At 58.1% G+C, this 14295-nt stretch carries 15 protein-coding genes; 11 read left to right on the forward strand and 4 right to left on the reverse strand.

Annotated features, from left to right (window positions below; translation table 11 throughout):
- Positions 1 to 20: 20 nt before the first annotated feature.
- The 9 genes from hisA to H2515_RS14760 all read left to right on the forward strand — a co-directional run bounded on the left by hisA (position 21) and on the right by H2515_RS14760 (position 6175).
- Entirely contained in the window at positions 21 to 749 is a 729-nt protein-coding gene (gene hisA / locus H2515_RS14720) for a 1-(5-phosphoribosyl)-5-[(5-phosphoribosylamino)methylideneamino]imidazole-4-carboxamide isomerase (RefSeq protein WP_035190665.1), read from the forward strand.
- Between the two features lie 4 nt (positions 750 to 753).
- Positions 754 to 1515, forward strand: coding sequence for an imidazole glycerol phosphate synthase subunit HisF (gene hisF / locus H2515_RS14725; RefSeq protein ID WP_198660489.1), 762 nt, complete (start codon positions 754 to 756; stop codon positions 1513 to 1515).
- 79 nt (positions 1516 to 1594) lie between these two features.
- The gene (hisIE, locus tag H2515_RS14730) at positions 1595 to 2293 is read left to right on the forward strand and encodes a bifunctional phosphoribosyl-AMP cyclohydrolase/phosphoribosyl-ATP diphosphatase HisIE (protein ID WP_065414072.1); all 699 of its coding nucleotides are present in this window, start codon (positions 1595 to 1597) and stop codon (positions 2291 to 2293) included.
- A gap of 75 nt (positions 2294 to 2368) precedes the next feature.
- A complete protein-coding gene (gene tatA / locus H2515_RS14735; protein ID WP_035190659.1) occupies positions 2369 to 2587 on the forward strand; it encodes a Sec-independent protein translocase subunit TatA in 219 nt (72 codons plus the stop codon).
- A 6-nt stretch (positions 2588 to 2593) separates the two neighbouring features.
- On the forward strand, positions 2594 to 2968 hold the full coding sequence (gene tatB, locus H2515_RS14740) for a Sec-independent protein translocase protein TatB (protein WP_065414071.1): 375 nt from the start codon (positions 2594 to 2596) through the stop codon (positions 2966 to 2968).
- Positions 2969 to 3027: 59 nt separating this feature from the next.
- On the forward strand, positions 3028 to 3864 hold the full coding sequence (tatC, locus tag H2515_RS14745; RefSeq protein WP_035190653.1) for a twin-arginine translocase subunit TatC: 837 nt from the start codon (positions 3028 to 3030) through the stop codon (positions 3862 to 3864).
- Between the two features lie 175 nt (positions 3865 to 4039).
- Complete coding sequence (locus H2515_RS14750) at positions 4040 to 5224, forward strand: glycosyltransferase family 4 protein (protein ID WP_198660490.1); 1185 nt, start codon at positions 4040 to 4042, stop codon at positions 5222 to 5224.
- On the forward strand, positions 5221 to 5451 hold the full coding sequence (locus tag H2515_RS14755; protein WP_065414068.1) for a GDP-mannose 4,6-dehydratase: 231 nt from the start codon (positions 5221 to 5223) through the stop codon (positions 5449 to 5451). Before H2515_RS14750 ends, H2515_RS14755 begins: the two co-directional genes overlap by 4 nt.
- 520 nt (positions 5452 to 5971) lie before the next feature.
- Positions 5972 to 6175, forward strand: a complete 204-nt coding sequence (locus tag H2515_RS14760) for a cold-shock protein (RefSeq protein WP_014030249.1) — start codon at positions 5972 to 5974, stop codon at positions 6173 to 6175.
- Positions 6176 to 6475: 300 nt separating this feature from the next.
- On the opposite strand, the gene H2515_RS14765 is transcribed toward H2515_RS14760, so the two are convergent.
- Positions 6476 to 6736 (reverse strand): hypothetical protein, encoded by a 261-nt coding sequence (locus H2515_RS14765; RefSeq protein ID WP_141672404.1) that lies wholly within the window; start codon positions 6734 to 6736, stop codon positions 6476 to 6478.
- A gap of 61 nt (positions 6737 to 6797) precedes the next feature.
- On the opposite strand from H2515_RS14765, the gene H2515_RS14770 reads away from it, so the two are divergent.
- Together H2515_RS14770 and H2515_RS14775 are read left to right on the forward strand one after the other, a co-directional pair.
- Positions 6798 to 9794 (forward strand): bifunctional diguanylate cyclase/phosphodiesterase, encoded by a 2997-nt coding sequence (locus H2515_RS14770; protein WP_198660491.1) that lies wholly within the window; start codon positions 6798 to 6800, stop codon positions 9792 to 9794.
- Positions 9795 to 9854: 60 nt separating this feature from the next.
- Positions 9855 to 11873 carry a potassium transporter Kup gene (locus H2515_RS14775; RefSeq protein ID WP_232821429.1) on the forward strand — a complete coding sequence of 673 codons (2019 nt, stop codon included), beginning with the start codon at positions 9855 to 9857 and terminating at the stop codon, positions 11871 to 11873.
- 17 nt (positions 11874 to 11890) lie between these two features.
- Here the strand turns inward: H2515_RS14775 and H2515_RS14780 are convergent, their stop codons facing one another.
- The 3 genes from H2515_RS14780 to H2515_RS14790 form a co-directional block, all read right to left on the reverse strand.
- Complete coding sequence (locus H2515_RS14780) at positions 11891 to 12319, reverse strand: hypothetical protein (RefSeq protein WP_065412812.1); 429 nt, start codon at positions 12317 to 12319, stop codon at positions 11891 to 11893.
- 2 nt (positions 12320 to 12321) lie between these two features.
- Positions 12322 to 12750, reverse strand: coding sequence for a hypothetical protein (locus tag H2515_RS14785; protein ID WP_065412811.1), 429 nt, complete (start codon positions 12748 to 12750; stop codon positions 12322 to 12324).
- Positions 12751 to 13015: 265 nt separating this feature from the next.
- A complete protein-coding gene (locus H2515_RS14790; protein WP_035191044.1) occupies positions 13016 to 14290 on the reverse strand; it encodes a dihydroorotase in 1275 nt (424 codons plus the stop codon).
- Positions 14291 to 14295: the final 5 nt, after the last annotated feature.

The raw sequence follows: 14295 nt of genomic DNA on the forward strand, positions 1-14295 counted from the left end.
TTTGTGTGGAGGAAGTTGTCATGCTGTTGATTCCGGCCATCGACCTCAAGGGCGGGAACTGTGTGCGTTTACGGCAGGGCCGGATGGAAGACAACACGGTTTTTTCGGATAATCCGATCGCCACTGCGCAGCGCTGGGTGGAAGCCGGCGCCAAACGTCTGCACATCGTCGATCTCGACGGTGCCGTGCAGGGAGCGCCGGTCAATGCACAGGCGATCGCCGCCATCTGCGAATGTTTCCCCGAGCTCGAAATTCAGGTCGGCGGCGGTATCCGCAGCGAAGAGCAAATCGAAGCCTACATTCAAGCAGGTGTTCGCTACGTGATCATCGGCACGCAGGCGGTCAAGGCCCCCGGCTTCGTCGCTAACGCCGCAGTAAGCTTTCCCGGCCATATTATGGTGGGCATTGATGCCCGTGACGGCAAAGTGGCTACCGAAGGCTGGTCCAAACTGTCCCGCCACGATCCCATTGATCTCGCTCAGCACTTCGCTGCCGACGGTATCGAGGCCATCATCTACACCGATATCAGCCGCGACGGTATGCTCAACGGCCCGAACATTCCCGCAACGGTAGCGCTCGCGCAGGCCGTACCCGTGCCAGTCATCGCTTCTGGTGGCATCGCCAATCTGGAACAGGTGCTGGCGCTCAAGGCCCACGAAGGAGACGGCATCACCGGCGCCATTACCGGTCGCGCCATCTACGAGGGGACCCTGGACTTTAGCCGGGCCCGCGCCCAGGCCGAGGCTTAAGCAGATGCTCGCCAAGCGCATTATACCCTGTCTGGATATCGACCACGGCCGGGTGGTGAAGGGCGTCCAGTTCGTTGCCCTGCGCGATGCCGGCGACCCGGTGGAGGTGGCCAAACGCTACAACGACGAGGGCGCTGATGAGATTACCTTTCTCGATATTTCTGCCAGTTATGAAGAACGCCGCACCCTTGCCGATGTGGTGTCTGCCGTGGCGGCCCAAGTCTTCATACCCCTGACGGTCGGCGGTGGCGTGCGCTGCGTCGAAGATATCCGCGCCCTGCTTCTCGCCGGTGCCGACAAGGTCAGCATCAACAGTGCCGCCGTCCATGAACCGGAACTGGTGCGCGCTGCCGCCCGACGTTTCGGTAACTCCTGTATCGTCGTCGCCATCGATGCCAAGCGCGTGGCGGATCATTGGGAAGTTTTTACCCACGGCGGGCGGCGCAGCACTGGCCTGGATGCGGTGGCCTGGGCGCGGCAGATGGCCGAATACGGCGCCGGTGAAATCCTGCTCACCAGTATGGATCGCGATGGTACGGGGGTCGGCTTCGATCTCGCCCTCACCCGTGCCGTCAGCGATGTCGTGCCGGTCCCGGTCATTGCTTCGGGTGGTGTCGGAGAAATCCAGCACTTCGCCGAAGGCATCCAGCAAGGGCATGCCGATGCGGTATTAGCGGCCAGTGTCTTTCACTTCGGCCAGTTTCGCATCGCCGAGGTCAAGGCACAGATGGCAGAGGCGGGTATCCCGGTACGCAGCATCCGCTGACGAGCGCGGCTTGGCGCACCGGTCAACCCGTAACTGCGTATATTTGGGTAGAAGGACATCAACGAGAGGTCTGACCAGCATGGGTGATACGGAAGCGAAGCATTCGGCCATACTCGCCGCCGTGCACTGGAATGCCGACGGCTTGGTGCCGGTCATTGCTCAGGACGCACGCAGCGGCCAGGTACTGATGCTGGCCTGGATGAACGCCGAGGCCTTGCTGGCGACGCTTCATGTGGGCATGGGCACCTACTGGTCGCGCTCCCGGCAAGCGCTTTGGCGTAAAGGCGAGACCTCCGGCCATGTCCAGCATCTGGTCGATCTGCGCCTCGACTGTGATGGTGACACCATTCTTATGCGTGTCATTCAGGAAGGTCCTGCCTGTCACACGGGAGAGAAAACCTGCTTCTTTCTCGGCCAACCCGGCAGCGATGGCTGGCAGCATCAGGCACCGCCGCCCGGCAGCATCCTGGATAGTTTACAGGCCACCCTGCACAGTCGGCGGCTGGCTGATCCCGGCCAATCCTACGTGGCACAACTGCTCCATGGGGGCCAGGATCGGATTTTGAAAAAGGTGGGGGAAGAGGCCACCGAGTTTATCATCGCCTGCAAGAATCCTGAGCCGAAACCGGTTATTGCAGAGGCAGCAGACCTCCTCTTTCACCTGATGGTGGCCTTGGAGGAACATGAATTGCATATAGATGATGTCCTCGGGGAACTGGCGCGCCGTGAGGGCGTTTCCGGCCTGGAAGAGAAGGCGGCACGGCGTCCCCAAGCTTGACGCAACCGATTTATTTTCCTATGGTCCAACAGTTGGTTGTAGTGCGTAAACCCCTGCGGGGGAAGGAGAGCAGTCATGGGCGCTTTTAGCATCTGGCATCTGGTCATCATTTTATTGATAGTAGTCGCGCTGTTTGGCACCGCAAAGCTGCGCCACGTGGGCTCGGACCTGGGTTCTGCCATCAAGGGCTTCCGCTCTGCCGTCAAGGAAGAGGAGGAAAAGAAGGAAATCATCAGCCACACCATTGACGCCGATGTCCAGCCCAGCAAAGAACACGAAACTGTTAACCGCTGACCGCTCATGTTCGACTTCAGCTTCGGCGAGCTCGCACTACTCGGGATCATTGCACTGCTCGTGGTCGGACCGGAAAAAATGCCCGAGCTCGCGCGCACTGCGGGGAAATGGTACGGCGCCATGCGGCGCACCATGACGGGCCTGCGCTCTGAGGTCGAACAGCAGTTTTTACTGGATGACCTGCGCCAAGAGGCAAACCGACTGCGGGACTACGCCAATGAAGCACTTTTGCCTGCGGACGTTACCGCTACAGCTATCCCTACAGTAAGCGACGAAACGCCAGAAATCATAGCAGAGCAAAAACAGGGGGAACTCGATATACTGCCGGCACCCGTGCAGCATGCAGAGCTGCCCGGACCAGAAAACCGCCGCCTGCATTGATTGTATAGTCTGTCCAAACTCACCAGCACATCAATACCGCCTAAGGACGTTTTTTAAGCATGGACAAGTTGGCGGAGAATACCTTTATCGGCCACCTGTTAGAATTGCGTCGCCGTGTATTATTTGCAGTGATCGCCGTTTTTGTCGGCTTCATGGCCTCTTACCCCTTTTCCAAAGCGATTTATACTATTCTCGCCGCACCGCTGATTGAGGTGTTACCCAAGGGTAGTCACTTAATTTACACTAGTTTACCTGAAGTATTTTTAACCTATGTGCAACTTTCCTTACTATCCGGATTTGTTCTGGCGCTACCCATTGTCCTGTATCAATTTTGGGCCTTCATAGCCCCCGGCCTTTATGAACACGAGCGCAAGGCCTTTTTCCCGCTCATTTTTGCCTCTGTTTTCCTGTTTATCGGCGGGATGCTCTTTGCCTATTTTATCGTATTCCCGAATGCCTTCCGATTTTTTGTGAGCTTCTCTGGCAATGATATTACCGCCATGCCCAAAGTCGATAGTTACCTATCGCTCATCGTCAAATTCTCGCTTGCCTTTGGCCTCGCCTTCCAGATTCCCATCCTGATCGTCGTACTGGTACGTATCGGGGTGCTACAAGTGGCCACATTGCGCCGCAGTCGCCGCTACGCATTCCTGATCTGCGCCATCGCATCGGCAGTACTCAGTCCTCCCGATGTTTTATCCATGGTCATGCTGCTCATTCCCATGTACATGCTCTTTGAAGTCGGACTGTTCTTCGCAGCACGGCTGCCCGCATCCCGGCCCGGCGTAGAGGCGGCCGCTGATGATACAGCAGAGCCGTCGCAGCATGTTGCCGACGAGATGGATGCTGCCGAGGAAAGCTTCCGGGATAAGGATGAAGATGGCCCGAAGAACTGATAAAAGGGCACCCCCTATGCCACCATAGGGGGCCGAAGACCATCCGATGCAATTGACCACGTGGACTATTAACGTTATGGTACTGCCCGATGGCCCTTGAGAACGCTCCCATACTCAGTACTGTTGCTGCCCTCTTCCGCCCGCACGAACGGTCTCCGCGCCAGGGCCTGTCGGCGTGACAACACAGACACCCAGACGGGTCGCCATCGTCCACGACTGGCTCGTGACCTATGCCGGGGCGGAGCGTGTTCTGGCACAAATGCTGCTATGCTACCCGGAAGCGGACCTCTACAGTTTGATCGATTTTTTGCCGCCGGAAGACCGCGGATTTATCGGTAACAGAACCGTCACCACTTCCTTCATTCAGCGCTTACCCCTGGCGCAAAAAAAGTATCGGACTTATCTCCCGTTGATGCCCTTGGCCATTGAACAATTCGACCTCTCCGTCTACGATCTGGTGTTGACCAGCAGCCATGCGGTGGCGAAAGGGGTTCTGACCGGGCCAGATCAGTTGCACCTTTGTCTCTGCTATTCGCCTATCCGCTACGCGTGGGACCTACAACATCAATACCTGTTGGGATCGGGCCTGAGCACCGGGATGAAAGGATGGATCGCAAAAATTATCCTGCATTACATCCGCCTCTGGGATAACCGCACAGCATTTGGAGTGGACGAATTCATGGCGATCTCCAGATATATTGCGCGACGCATTTATAAGGTGTACCGCCGTGGATCCACGGTCATTTATCCGCCTGTGGACGTGAGCGAATTTTCCATGGGCACCAGCAAGGAGGACTTTTACGTCACGGCCTCACGCATGGTACCGTACAAAAAGATCGACCTGATCGTTGCCGCGTTTACCGCCATGCCCGATAAACGCCTGGTGGTGATCGGTGACGGGCCGGATTTTGCGAAGATCAAGGCCAGGGCGGGCGTGAATGTCATCCTGCTCGGTTTTGCCGAGGCCGCCGTCCTGCGCGATTACTTGCAGAGGGCGCGCGCCTTCGTGTTTGCCGCGGAGGAAGACTTCGGTATTTCCCCACTCGAGGCCCAAGCCTGCGGGACCCCGGTAATCGCCTTTGGTCAGGGCGGCGCCCTGGAAACCATTGTCCCACTCCCCGAAGCGGGACAGATCCCGCTGCGCCCACCCACTGGCCTCTTTTTCGCGGAACAATCCGAAGCAGCGATCATTGCAGCGGTCGAACGCTTCGAGCGAGAGGGTGATGTGATCCAGCCCACCGCCTGCCGCGTAAACGCCATGCGCTTCGCTCCGGAGCACTTCCGCGCGGAGTTTATCGATTTCGTGGAACGCCATTGGACCGCTTTCCAGTTACCCCGTACCAGGAGCAAATCCTCATGACCACCCTGCTCACCGGTACCTACGGTTTTGTCGGACATCATGTTCAGGCCACCACTCCACGCCTTGTGTCCCCCTGTCCCCCGAAGTGGACCGGCGCGACCGCGCCTGAGACGGTCGCGGAGATCCAGCCCGAAACCGTCTTCACCTGGCTGGCCGCCCAGAGCTTTGTACCCGCTGCCTTCGAGAATCCCGGGGAAAGCTTCGACATCAAGCGCATAGCATCCTAAACCGGCTGGAAGCACTGCAAGTGTCTGGTTTTCGAGGCAGTTCGTCCAGACTGCCACCACGCAGAAAGCCTTGGCGCGACCATAATGTCCGCGGAAAAAACCACAATAACGCGATGCGACCCATGAGGGGGAAAAGCAGCAGATTGGCAGAAAATGCAGCGCCCCACCAATGCCATAAAACGCAAGAAACGCCTTTACTATGATTAAAGGGCATAGAAGATATGCCCCAAATAAAAAGCGACCGCCGCGGTCGCAAAAACACCACTCAAAAACCGTGCGAAAATCATAAAATATACTGACCACAATTCCTGAACCCGATCATTGTCGGGAGTGCACCTGCGGCAATGAGGCAGCGGCGACAAAAGGGACCAGCAAACGGACCGCTCGCCGCCCACCTTTGAGCATGGTGGGTGAGTGGTTTCCCAATACGTCAATATTTCCTTGCACCCCGGCATAAAACCCATTATGCTTCCCAGCTGGGAAAATGGCCCAGATTTAACGTAATAGGAAGTTCTTAAACATGGCAACTGGCACAGTAAAATGGTTCAACGACAGCAAAGGTTTTGGTTTCATCACCCCGGAAGATGGCAAGGAAGATGTGTTTGTGCATCACTCTGCTATCCAGGGCAACGGCTTCAAAACTTTGGCGGAAGGTGCGCGGGTAACATTCAATAGTGTCCGTGGACCGAAAGGTATGCAGGCTGAGGACGTGCGCGAGGCATAATCCCGGTTGGGATGATCGCCACAGGGCGCCGCTCTCCGAACGGCGCTTTTTATTTTCCCCGCCTTCCTGCCCATCTTTGTAGCCACGGCGGAATGCAGCGGCAACCCGGCATACCTTGGTCCCGGGTTCGGGCGGCGTGCGCGACCCACTGGTCGGAAACCTTGCGTCTGTTTTTCCTGACTTCAGTGGCGGGGGCCTCAGCTGGGGCAGTGCCATCACCCAATACCTGCTATGACCGGCCCGGCATCGCAAGCTTGAGGAATTCCGCCCGGCCTTTCGCCTGCGTAGCGACGGATATGGTCACTGGGCAGGAAGTGTTCCTCTCTTCCGCAGCGCCACGACGGTCTGATTTTGGCGGATGGAGGGTTGATCGATCCCATCGCCGTCGGTCGAGCACTGTTTCCGGGCCCCCTCGCGACGCAGGTCCACTGCACCCAGCCGATGGAACATGGCCCCACCTTCAGCATTGCGCGCCACCGGCGATGGGCCGACGACTGCGGCGAACACCGACATCCCCGACCCAAATATATTGCAGGCACTACGCCGGTCAGTGGAAATCATGCAGAGCCATTTGGTGAGTTTGCAAATATAAAAGGGGCAACGCACATGATTGGTGACCATTATGCATAGCACCACCGAATATCAGCAGGCCGAGACGAAGCTAAAATTATTCCGCGCCTTGCTCGACAATTCCAGCGACACCATCGAGGTGCTCGATCCTGTCACCCTACGTTTTTTAGACATAAACACGACGGGATGCCTCGCCTTGGGCTACACCCGTGAAGAACTCCTGTCCATGAGCATTTACGACATAGACACGGCTTACAGCGCTGCCCCCCAGAATGGGCTTGCGCAGTTATGGAAATCGGGACACGCGCTGTTCGAAACCATACACCGTCGCAAGGATGGCTCGACGTTTCCTGTGGAGGTCAACGTGGTGCCTGTCGAACTCGACAAGCCTTACTTGCTAGCCACCACGCGTGACATCAGCAAGCGCAAGTTGCTGGAGGCCGCCCAGCAGGACAGCGCCAGACGCCTACAACGGATCATCGATTTCAGTGTGCTGCTTTCCAGCGCCAATGAAGCCATCGCCCAGATGGAGAACGAAGCAGATTTGCTGCGATCCCTCTGCGAACTGGCCGTCCATCATGCCCATCTGCGGCTGGCGTGGATTGGCCAGCCCGATAGCGATGGCTGGTTTCAAATGCTTGCCGCCGTCGGGCCAATGGGCTATCTGGCGGGGATACGTATATCCGCGTCCGCAGAACTTCCAGAGGGACAAGGACCAGCAGGCCTGTCCTGGCGCGATCAAAAATTGGTTTACAATGCGTCATTCACCAAAAACCCTCGCATGAAGCCCTGGGCGCAGCGTGCCGAAGCCTTTGGGATTAGTGCGAACGCCGCTCTACCCATTTTCCGTGGTGGCAAGCGCTGGGCCATCTTGGCGATGGGTCACGGTGAAGATAATATTTTCGATGCCGATCTCCAGAAGATATTGACGGATTTGGCCAAAGACGTCGGCTATGGCCTCGATCGCCTGGATATTCTGCGAAGGGAGCGGGAAGCCAATGCCTTCAACGAGGTGTTGTTGAACACGCAGTCGTCTGGCATTGGTGTCATACGCTCTCCAGAAAGGATTTTCGAAAAAGTGAACGCCCGAATGCTGGAAATGTTCGGGGCCTCTTCCCCGGAGGATTTGCTCGGGCACCCGATACGGAGATTCTACCTCGACGAGGAAACCTACGATCGGGTAGGCGCGGCTAATCAGAAGGTCCTAAGCGAAGGCCACGGGATGCTCAGAGATGTGCCTTATCGCCGTCTGGATGGAGCGGTCATATACGTGGATCTTTCTGTTCAACGTCTGGACGGCACGGATGGCGTGCAGCGCATTCTCGGCACCTTTGTGGACGTGACGGAACGGCATCGATTGGTGGATGATCTCGCGCGGCAATCGTTCTCCGACATGCTCACCGGCCTACCTAATCGTCGCGCTCTGGATGCAGAGATAAGCAAGGCACTGGCACGATCTGCACGCCAGGAGCGGCTTCTGGCCGTGGGTTTTCTCGACATCGACGATTTCAAACCAGTCAATGACACCTATGGCCATGATGCCGGTGACGACCTGCTGAAAGAAATGGCCCGCCGCCTGCAAGGCACAGTGCGGCGGACGGATACCGTGGCGCGTCTGGGGGGTGACGAGTTCGTGCTGCTATTGGAAGGCCTGCGCGATATGGATGAACTGGATCAGGTTCTGGCCCGTCTCCAGACCGCGAGTGCACAGCCCTTCAACATCAAGGGGGAGATGGTCCGTATTCAGGCGAGCCTGGGACTGACTATCTATCCTTTTGACGAGGCGGACGCCGATCTGCTCCTGCGCCACGCGGACCAGGCCATGTATGCGGCCAAGGCGCGCCCCAGTCGCGAGAGCGGGGGCTGGGTGCAGCTCTACCACCCGGATATTGGCAATGTCAGCATGGGCGATGAACTGTTGCGCCGGGATTTCCTGCGCGCCTTGGCCAGCGGAGCGGTGACTCTCCGCTATCAGCCTCTGGTGGCCATGGCGACGGATCGGGTGGCGGGTCTCGAGGCCCTGACCCGGTGGAACCGGGAGGGTCGGGAGGTCTCCCCCGACAAATTCCTTTCCGCCCTGGGGTTACGGGAGCGTCAGGCACTGGGGCGCTTCGTGCTGCAAACGGGACTGCGACAGCTCGCACAGTGGCGGGAAGCCGGACTGGACCTCTTTCTCAGCATCAATGTCACCCCGGAAGAACTCGATCAACCCGGATTTGCCGATACGGTCTTTGGCATCCTGGCGGCGTATCCGAGTGTCCCTCCGAAATCCCTGGTGCTGGAGGTGCTGGAAATCGGGGAAATTCTCGAACCGGGGGTCGCCCTGGAGCATCTGCAACGGCTGCGCGGCGCGGGCATCAAAATCGCCCTGGATGACGTGGGGAGTGCATACGCCTCTCTCCTGCGACTCAAAAATCTGCCCATTGACGAGATCAAGATCGATCAGGGTTTCATCCGCGAGTTGTCGAACAAACCCCAGGATCTGATTTTCGTCGAAAGTCTCGTCAATCTGGGCTTGGCGATGGGCGTCCTCATCACCGTGGAAGGAGTGGAAACCGAAGCGCACATCGCCCTACTGCGCGAGATGAAAATCAACTATCTCCAGGGGTACGCCATTGCCAGGCCGCTGCAGGCGGAAGCGGTGGCGGATTTTGTGCGCAGCTTTGTCCTCGGCGTCGGGGATGCGGACACGCCGATGCTGGCCCTGTACCAGCATCTGGGCTGGGTGCGGGCGGCAGCAGAGTCGGCGATGAATCATCAGGGTTACGAGAATACGGAACTGGCCGACTGCCCGATCACGACCTGGCTGCAGGCCCATGCGTCAGAACTGACAGGGGTAGAGGCATTGCTGGCCGAGCACGAAACAGTGCATATCCTGGGTCGGAAAATTCTCCAGGTACGGCAAAGCGGGACGCGCGAGGAGCTCCATCGCCTGCTCGGTCAGTTGCATGGGCACAGCCATCTCTTTCAGGAAGAATTGGGGCAGGCGGTGCAGGGCATGCGGGCCGCTGCAGCAGCCACTGCCCTGCCGCCCTCTTCCAATGCATAAAATTACTGACATGGATTGGACAGCGCTCGAAAGTAGCTTTCCGCGATCGTCAGGGCATTTATGGAGTACCGGTTCGCGGCGATCGAAGCATTTGATTTTGGTAAAGGAAGCATTCGAGCGAATATTCATTTTTTATCTTCGGTATTTGCAGCCGTACAGGCACTGGCGAACGTCATCATGAACGACCAGAAAGAAACCCTTCCCCTGCTGGCTATGGCCACCCTCGGTGTGGTCTTCGGGGACATCGGCACGAGTCCGCTTTATACCCTCAGCGCCTGCCTGTCCGCCATGTCCTTGCCACCCACAGCGGCAAATCTCCAAGGTATCCTTTCCCTGATTTTTTGGACTCTGGTGCTGGTTGTGAGCGTCAAATACGCCTGGGTGATCATGCGGGCGAGCAATCAAGGCGAGGGCGGCGTCATGGCGCTGACCGCTCTGGCTGCCCATGCAACAGGGCATTCTGGACGATTGCGCTGGTGGATACTGAGTATTGGGCTTTTGGGCGCGGCTCTTTTTTATGGAGATAGCATCATCACTCCAGCCATTTCAGTGCTGTCGGCTATGGAAGGCATGGAGGTCGCCTCTCCGGCTTGGAAACCGCTGGTCATCCCTCTGGCTTTGGGAGTAATCGTTGGACTCTTTCTGGTCCAGCGTCGCGGTACGGCAGCCATTAGTCACCTCTTTGGTCCGAGCATGCTGGTATGGTTCCTGCTGCTTTTCGGCTCCGGACTGACCTGGATCAGCGCTGATCCGCAGGTGCTGCTTGCGCTCAACCCGTGGTACGCCCTGCATTTTTTCGGAATACATGGCATCGGTGGGTTGGTGATCCTGGGCGCGGTAGTCCTCGCCGTCACTGGGGCGGAGGCGCTCTACGCCGATATGGGTCATTTTGGTGCGCGACCCATCCGCATGGCCTGGTATGTTCTGGTGCTGCCCGCCCTGGCCCTCAACTATCTCGGCCAGGGCGCTTTGCTGGAGCTCGATCCTTCGGCTATTCAGAATCCCTTTTTCCGGCTCTTCCCCGCCTGGGCGACTCTGCCTATAGTGGTGATATCGGGCATCGCTACAGTGATTGCCTCGCAAGCGGTGATTTCCGGAGCCTATTCCGCGACGCGCCAAGCCCTGCTGCTGGGTTACGTACCGCGTCTGACCATCATTCACACCTCGGCATCCGAGCGCGGGCAGATCTATCTTCCAGGGCTCAACGGAGTCCTGATGGCGGCGGTTATCGCGGCGATTCTCTGGTTCAGGTCTTCGAACGCGCTGAGTTTCGCCTATGGTACGGCGGTTACCGGCACCATGATGCTGACCACCGTTCTGGTCTTCTTCGTCGCCCGCCACAGTTGGCGGTGGCCGCTGTGGAAAGCTGGCCTTTTCTGCGGCTTCTTTATCCTGCTGGATGGGATATTTTTCGGCGCGAATCTACTGAAATTCGTGGCAGGGGGATGGTTCCCGCTGATGATCGGTCTGGTAGTTTTTACGAGCATGTCGACATGGCGGTGGGGGCGGGAGATACTCGCCCGCAAACTGTATCCGGATGCTATCTCGGTGGAGGCCTTTCTGAGCGGCGTCACCCCTTGCGAGCCTATCCGTGTCCCGGGCACGGCGGTATACCTGACCGTGCGCGAGCACGGCATTCCGCATGCCATGCTGCATAACCTGAAACACAACAGGGTGCTTCATGAACGGGTCATCATCCTCACCGTCAAATTTGAAGATGAGCCACGCATTCTTCCCACGCACCGCGTAGCGGTTCTGGATTACGGACAAGGCATCTATCGTTTCACTGCCCGTTATGGATTCATGGAGCAACCTGATATTCCGGAGATTCTGAAGTCCGCGGAGCGTCCGAACTTCCGCTGGAACCCATCGGATACCACCTATTTTGCCTCCCGCCAACGGGTGATTCCGACCGCCGACGCGGGGCTGGCTTTATGGCGAGAACGTCTTTTCGCCATCCTGCTCCGTTTTTCTGCCAACGCCACCGACTTTTTCCGGCTCCCGCCCAACCAGGTGATGGAACTGGGGGATGTCGTCGAGCTTTCGCATAGGGTGTCCGACACACCTAAGCGGGGTTAGGAAACACGCCTACAAAATCAAGAAAACCAACGCAGAAATGCTGCGGCAGTGAGGGCGGTGACACCCAAGCCGAAATCAAAACCCAGGATCCGGCGCTGCACTGCCCCCGACCATCCACGCTCAAAACGCAGGTAGACCATCCCGAGGATGATGCCCAGAACTGCGCAAGCCATTTTGAGAATCAGAGCCGTCAGAGCGATCCCATGAATATCGGGCAAACGGCCATCATAGTAATAGCTGGCAGCCCCAAAAAGGGTGCCGGTCACCCCTTGGTTTACCCATCCCAAAGTGATTACCCACACCAGCGTCCTCTGTATGCCAGGAGAACGGCGCGCCAGCAAAAGCGCTGCAGCGCCTCCACCTACGATGGCCACCGCCCCCAAGTTGTGCAACGCCTGAATGCAGGCATAGAGCAGAAGCTGGGTGCTGAAGAAAAAGCCCGTCATTTTTACTTAACCGTAACCACAATGCACCGGTTGACCCCGATGAGAACATGGGCCGCTGTAGCCTCTTTGATGCAAATAGTGTGTGTGCCGGGCGCCAACTTGCCTACAGAAAAGTTACCTTTCAATTCATGGCTCAGGCCAGCCATGTGCTTATCAACATAGACATGGATATGATTGCCGTTGGGAGCCAGAGTGACATCATAGGACAGGACCACAGGGGTACCGGCACTGAGTTGTGCACCATTGGCAGGGGAAAGAATCTTGATATATTTTTTTCCGGACTCCGTGGTGCCGCTTCCTCCGGTCGCTTTGTCCATATTGCCCATGGCAGGCTGCGATGGATGTCCAACTGCAGCCTCGGACGGAGCCATCGCCGAGCTGAACGCCACGGCGGCAAGCACCCATAGGATGCGGGAAATATTTGGGTTCATAAGGCACCTCCAGCGCGCGCCAGTCTAGTGGGAAGGCGGGGTGTATCCCACACCTCGAGTTTTTAGTATAGGAGATTGGTGGAGCAATGGAGCATCTTCCCTCACAGGGAATAAATCATGACCCCCATCTGCAGCGCCGCAAGCGCCGAGCCAGCAGCGAGAGTCAAGTGCAGGAAGAAAACGCCCAAGCCCACGACGACCAGACGATGCGAATCAATTCAATTTAAATTGAACGCTGACGGTCACATTTGCCTCCCGCCCCCGCTCACCCTCGAAAAACCATCCGACCCGCCACCAATGTATAGCGCACCTGTCCGCGCAATTCCCATTGTCCATAAGGAAGATTCCGCCCGCGGCTCCACTGACGCCCTGGCTCTACCGTGAAATAAGACTCCGGATCGAAGATACAGAGGTCAGCGGTGGCGCCGACCGCCAGGGATGGCACTGGCAAACCAAGGGCTTGGGCCGGGCCAACACTCAGCAAGTTCAGCACCGTCATTAAATCCAACACCCCTTCATCCATCAGACGTAGCGCCAGCGGCAAAAGCCATTCCACGGCAGCAATGCCGAATGGTGCCTGGGTGAAAGTCATGCCTTCCCGGTCCACCCCCCAGGGGCTGTGATCACTGCTGATGGCCGTTATAGCACCCGTAGCAATGGCGTGCCGCAGCGCGTCGCGCTCTGCGGCGGCGCGTAAAGGCGGTAAGATCTTGGCGTGGAGATTGAAGAAACCGACATCCTGCTCGGTGAGCAGCAGGTGATGGATACTCACCCCACAAGTCACCGGCTCACCCCGCTGCCGGGCCGCCGCAACCTCGGCCACCGCCGCAGCGATACTCAAGTGCGGGAAATGGATGGGGCAAGCGCTGAGCGCGGCAATGGCGATATCCCGCTGCACGCCGATCTGCTCCGCCGCGGCTGGGCGGCCGGTCAGGCCTAAACGGATGCTCAGACGGCCTTCGTGCATCACCCCGTTGGCAGCCAACTCCGGCTGTTCGCCATGGAGTAATACGGGCAAGCCCAAATCCGCTGCGTAACTCAGCGCCAGCCGCAACAAAGCCGCACTGAGCACCGGCTCCTTGGCCTGGCTGAAGGCGATAGCACCGGCCTCTGCCAAGCCCGCCATCTCGGTCAGTGCCGCACCCTGAAGCTGCGTAGTAAGGGCACCGGACAGATGCACATTGGCCAAGGCCAGACGCTCCGCCAGAACGCGCTGTTCCTGCAAAACGGCCGGGATGTCGGCCATGGGCAGCGTGTCCGGGCGCAGTAAAACCTGCGTCACGCCACCGGCTACCGCCGCACGCAACTCACTGGCAAGGTCACCATCCCGGCCGTGACCGGGGGTATGCGCCTGAAAAGACGTTTCGATGAATCCCGGGCAGGCGATCAAGCCAGTGCCATTCAGCACTTCTTCTGCCGTAAAGTCCGGAGGCAGCGTGCCCCGTGCGACAATCCGACCGCCCGCCACGGCCAGATCAGTGACCGCATCAAAGCCGTCACTGGGGTCCATGACCCGAATATTGCGGATGATTCTGTGCATGGTCT

It is taken from the genome of Acidithiobacillus ferrivorans, assembly GCF_016250455.1.
Classification (GTDB): domain Bacteria; phylum Pseudomonadota; class Gammaproteobacteria; order Acidithiobacillales; family Acidithiobacillaceae; genus Acidithiobacillus; species Acidithiobacillus ferrivorans.

Bases quoted from the DNA above. Each gene is read 5' to 3' on its own strand.
- hisA (WP_035190665.1), top strand. From the start codon at position 21: ATGCTGTTGATTCCGGCCATCGACCTCAAGGGCGGGAACTGTGTGCGT.
- hisF (WP_198660489.1), top strand. From the start codon at position 754: ATGCTCGCCAAGCGCATTATACCCTGTCTGGATATCGACCACGGCCGG.
- hisIE (WP_065414072.1), top strand. From the start codon at position 1,595: ATGGGTGATACGGAAGCGAAGCATTCGGCCATACTCGCCGCCGTGCAC.
- tatA (WP_035190659.1), top strand. From the start codon at position 2,369: ATGGGCGCTTTTAGCATCTGGCATCTGGTCATCATTTTATTGATAGTA.
- tatB (WP_065414071.1), top strand. From the start codon at position 2,594: ATGTTCGACTTCAGCTTCGGCGAGCTCGCACTACTCGGGATCATTGCA.
- tatC (WP_035190653.1), top strand. From the start codon at position 3,028: ATGGACAAGTTGGCGGAGAATACCTTTATCGGCCACCTGTTAGAATTG.
- H2515_RS14755 (WP_065414068.1), top strand. From the start codon at position 5,221: ATGACCACCCTGCTCACCGGTACCTACGGTTTTGTCGGACATCATGTT.
- H2515_RS14760 (WP_014030249.1), top strand. From the start codon at position 5,972: ATGGCAACTGGCACAGTAAAATGGTTCAACGACAGCAAAGGTTTTGGT.
- H2515_RS14765 (WP_141672404.1), bottom strand. From the start codon at position 6,736: ATGATTTCCACTGACCGGCGTAGTGCCTGCAATATATTTGGGTCGGGG.
- H2515_RS14770 (WP_198660491.1), top strand. From the start codon at position 6,798: ATGCATAGCACCACCGAATATCAGCAGGCCGAGACGAAGCTAAAATTA.
- H2515_RS14775 (WP_232821429.1), top strand. From the start codon at position 9,855: ATGGAGTACCGGTTCGCGGCGATCGAAGCATTTGATTTTGGTAAAGGA.
- H2515_RS14780 (WP_065412812.1), bottom strand. From the start codon at position 12,319: ATGACGGGCTTTTTCTTCAGCACCCAGCTTCTGCTCTATGCCTGCATT.
- H2515_RS14785 (WP_065412811.1), bottom strand. From the start codon at position 12,750: ATGAACCCAAATATTTCCCGCATCCTATGGGTGCTTGCCGCCGTGGCG.
- H2515_RS14790 (WP_035191044.1), bottom strand. From the start codon at position 14,290: ATGCACAGAATCATCCGCAATATTCGGGTCATGGACCCCAGTGACGGC.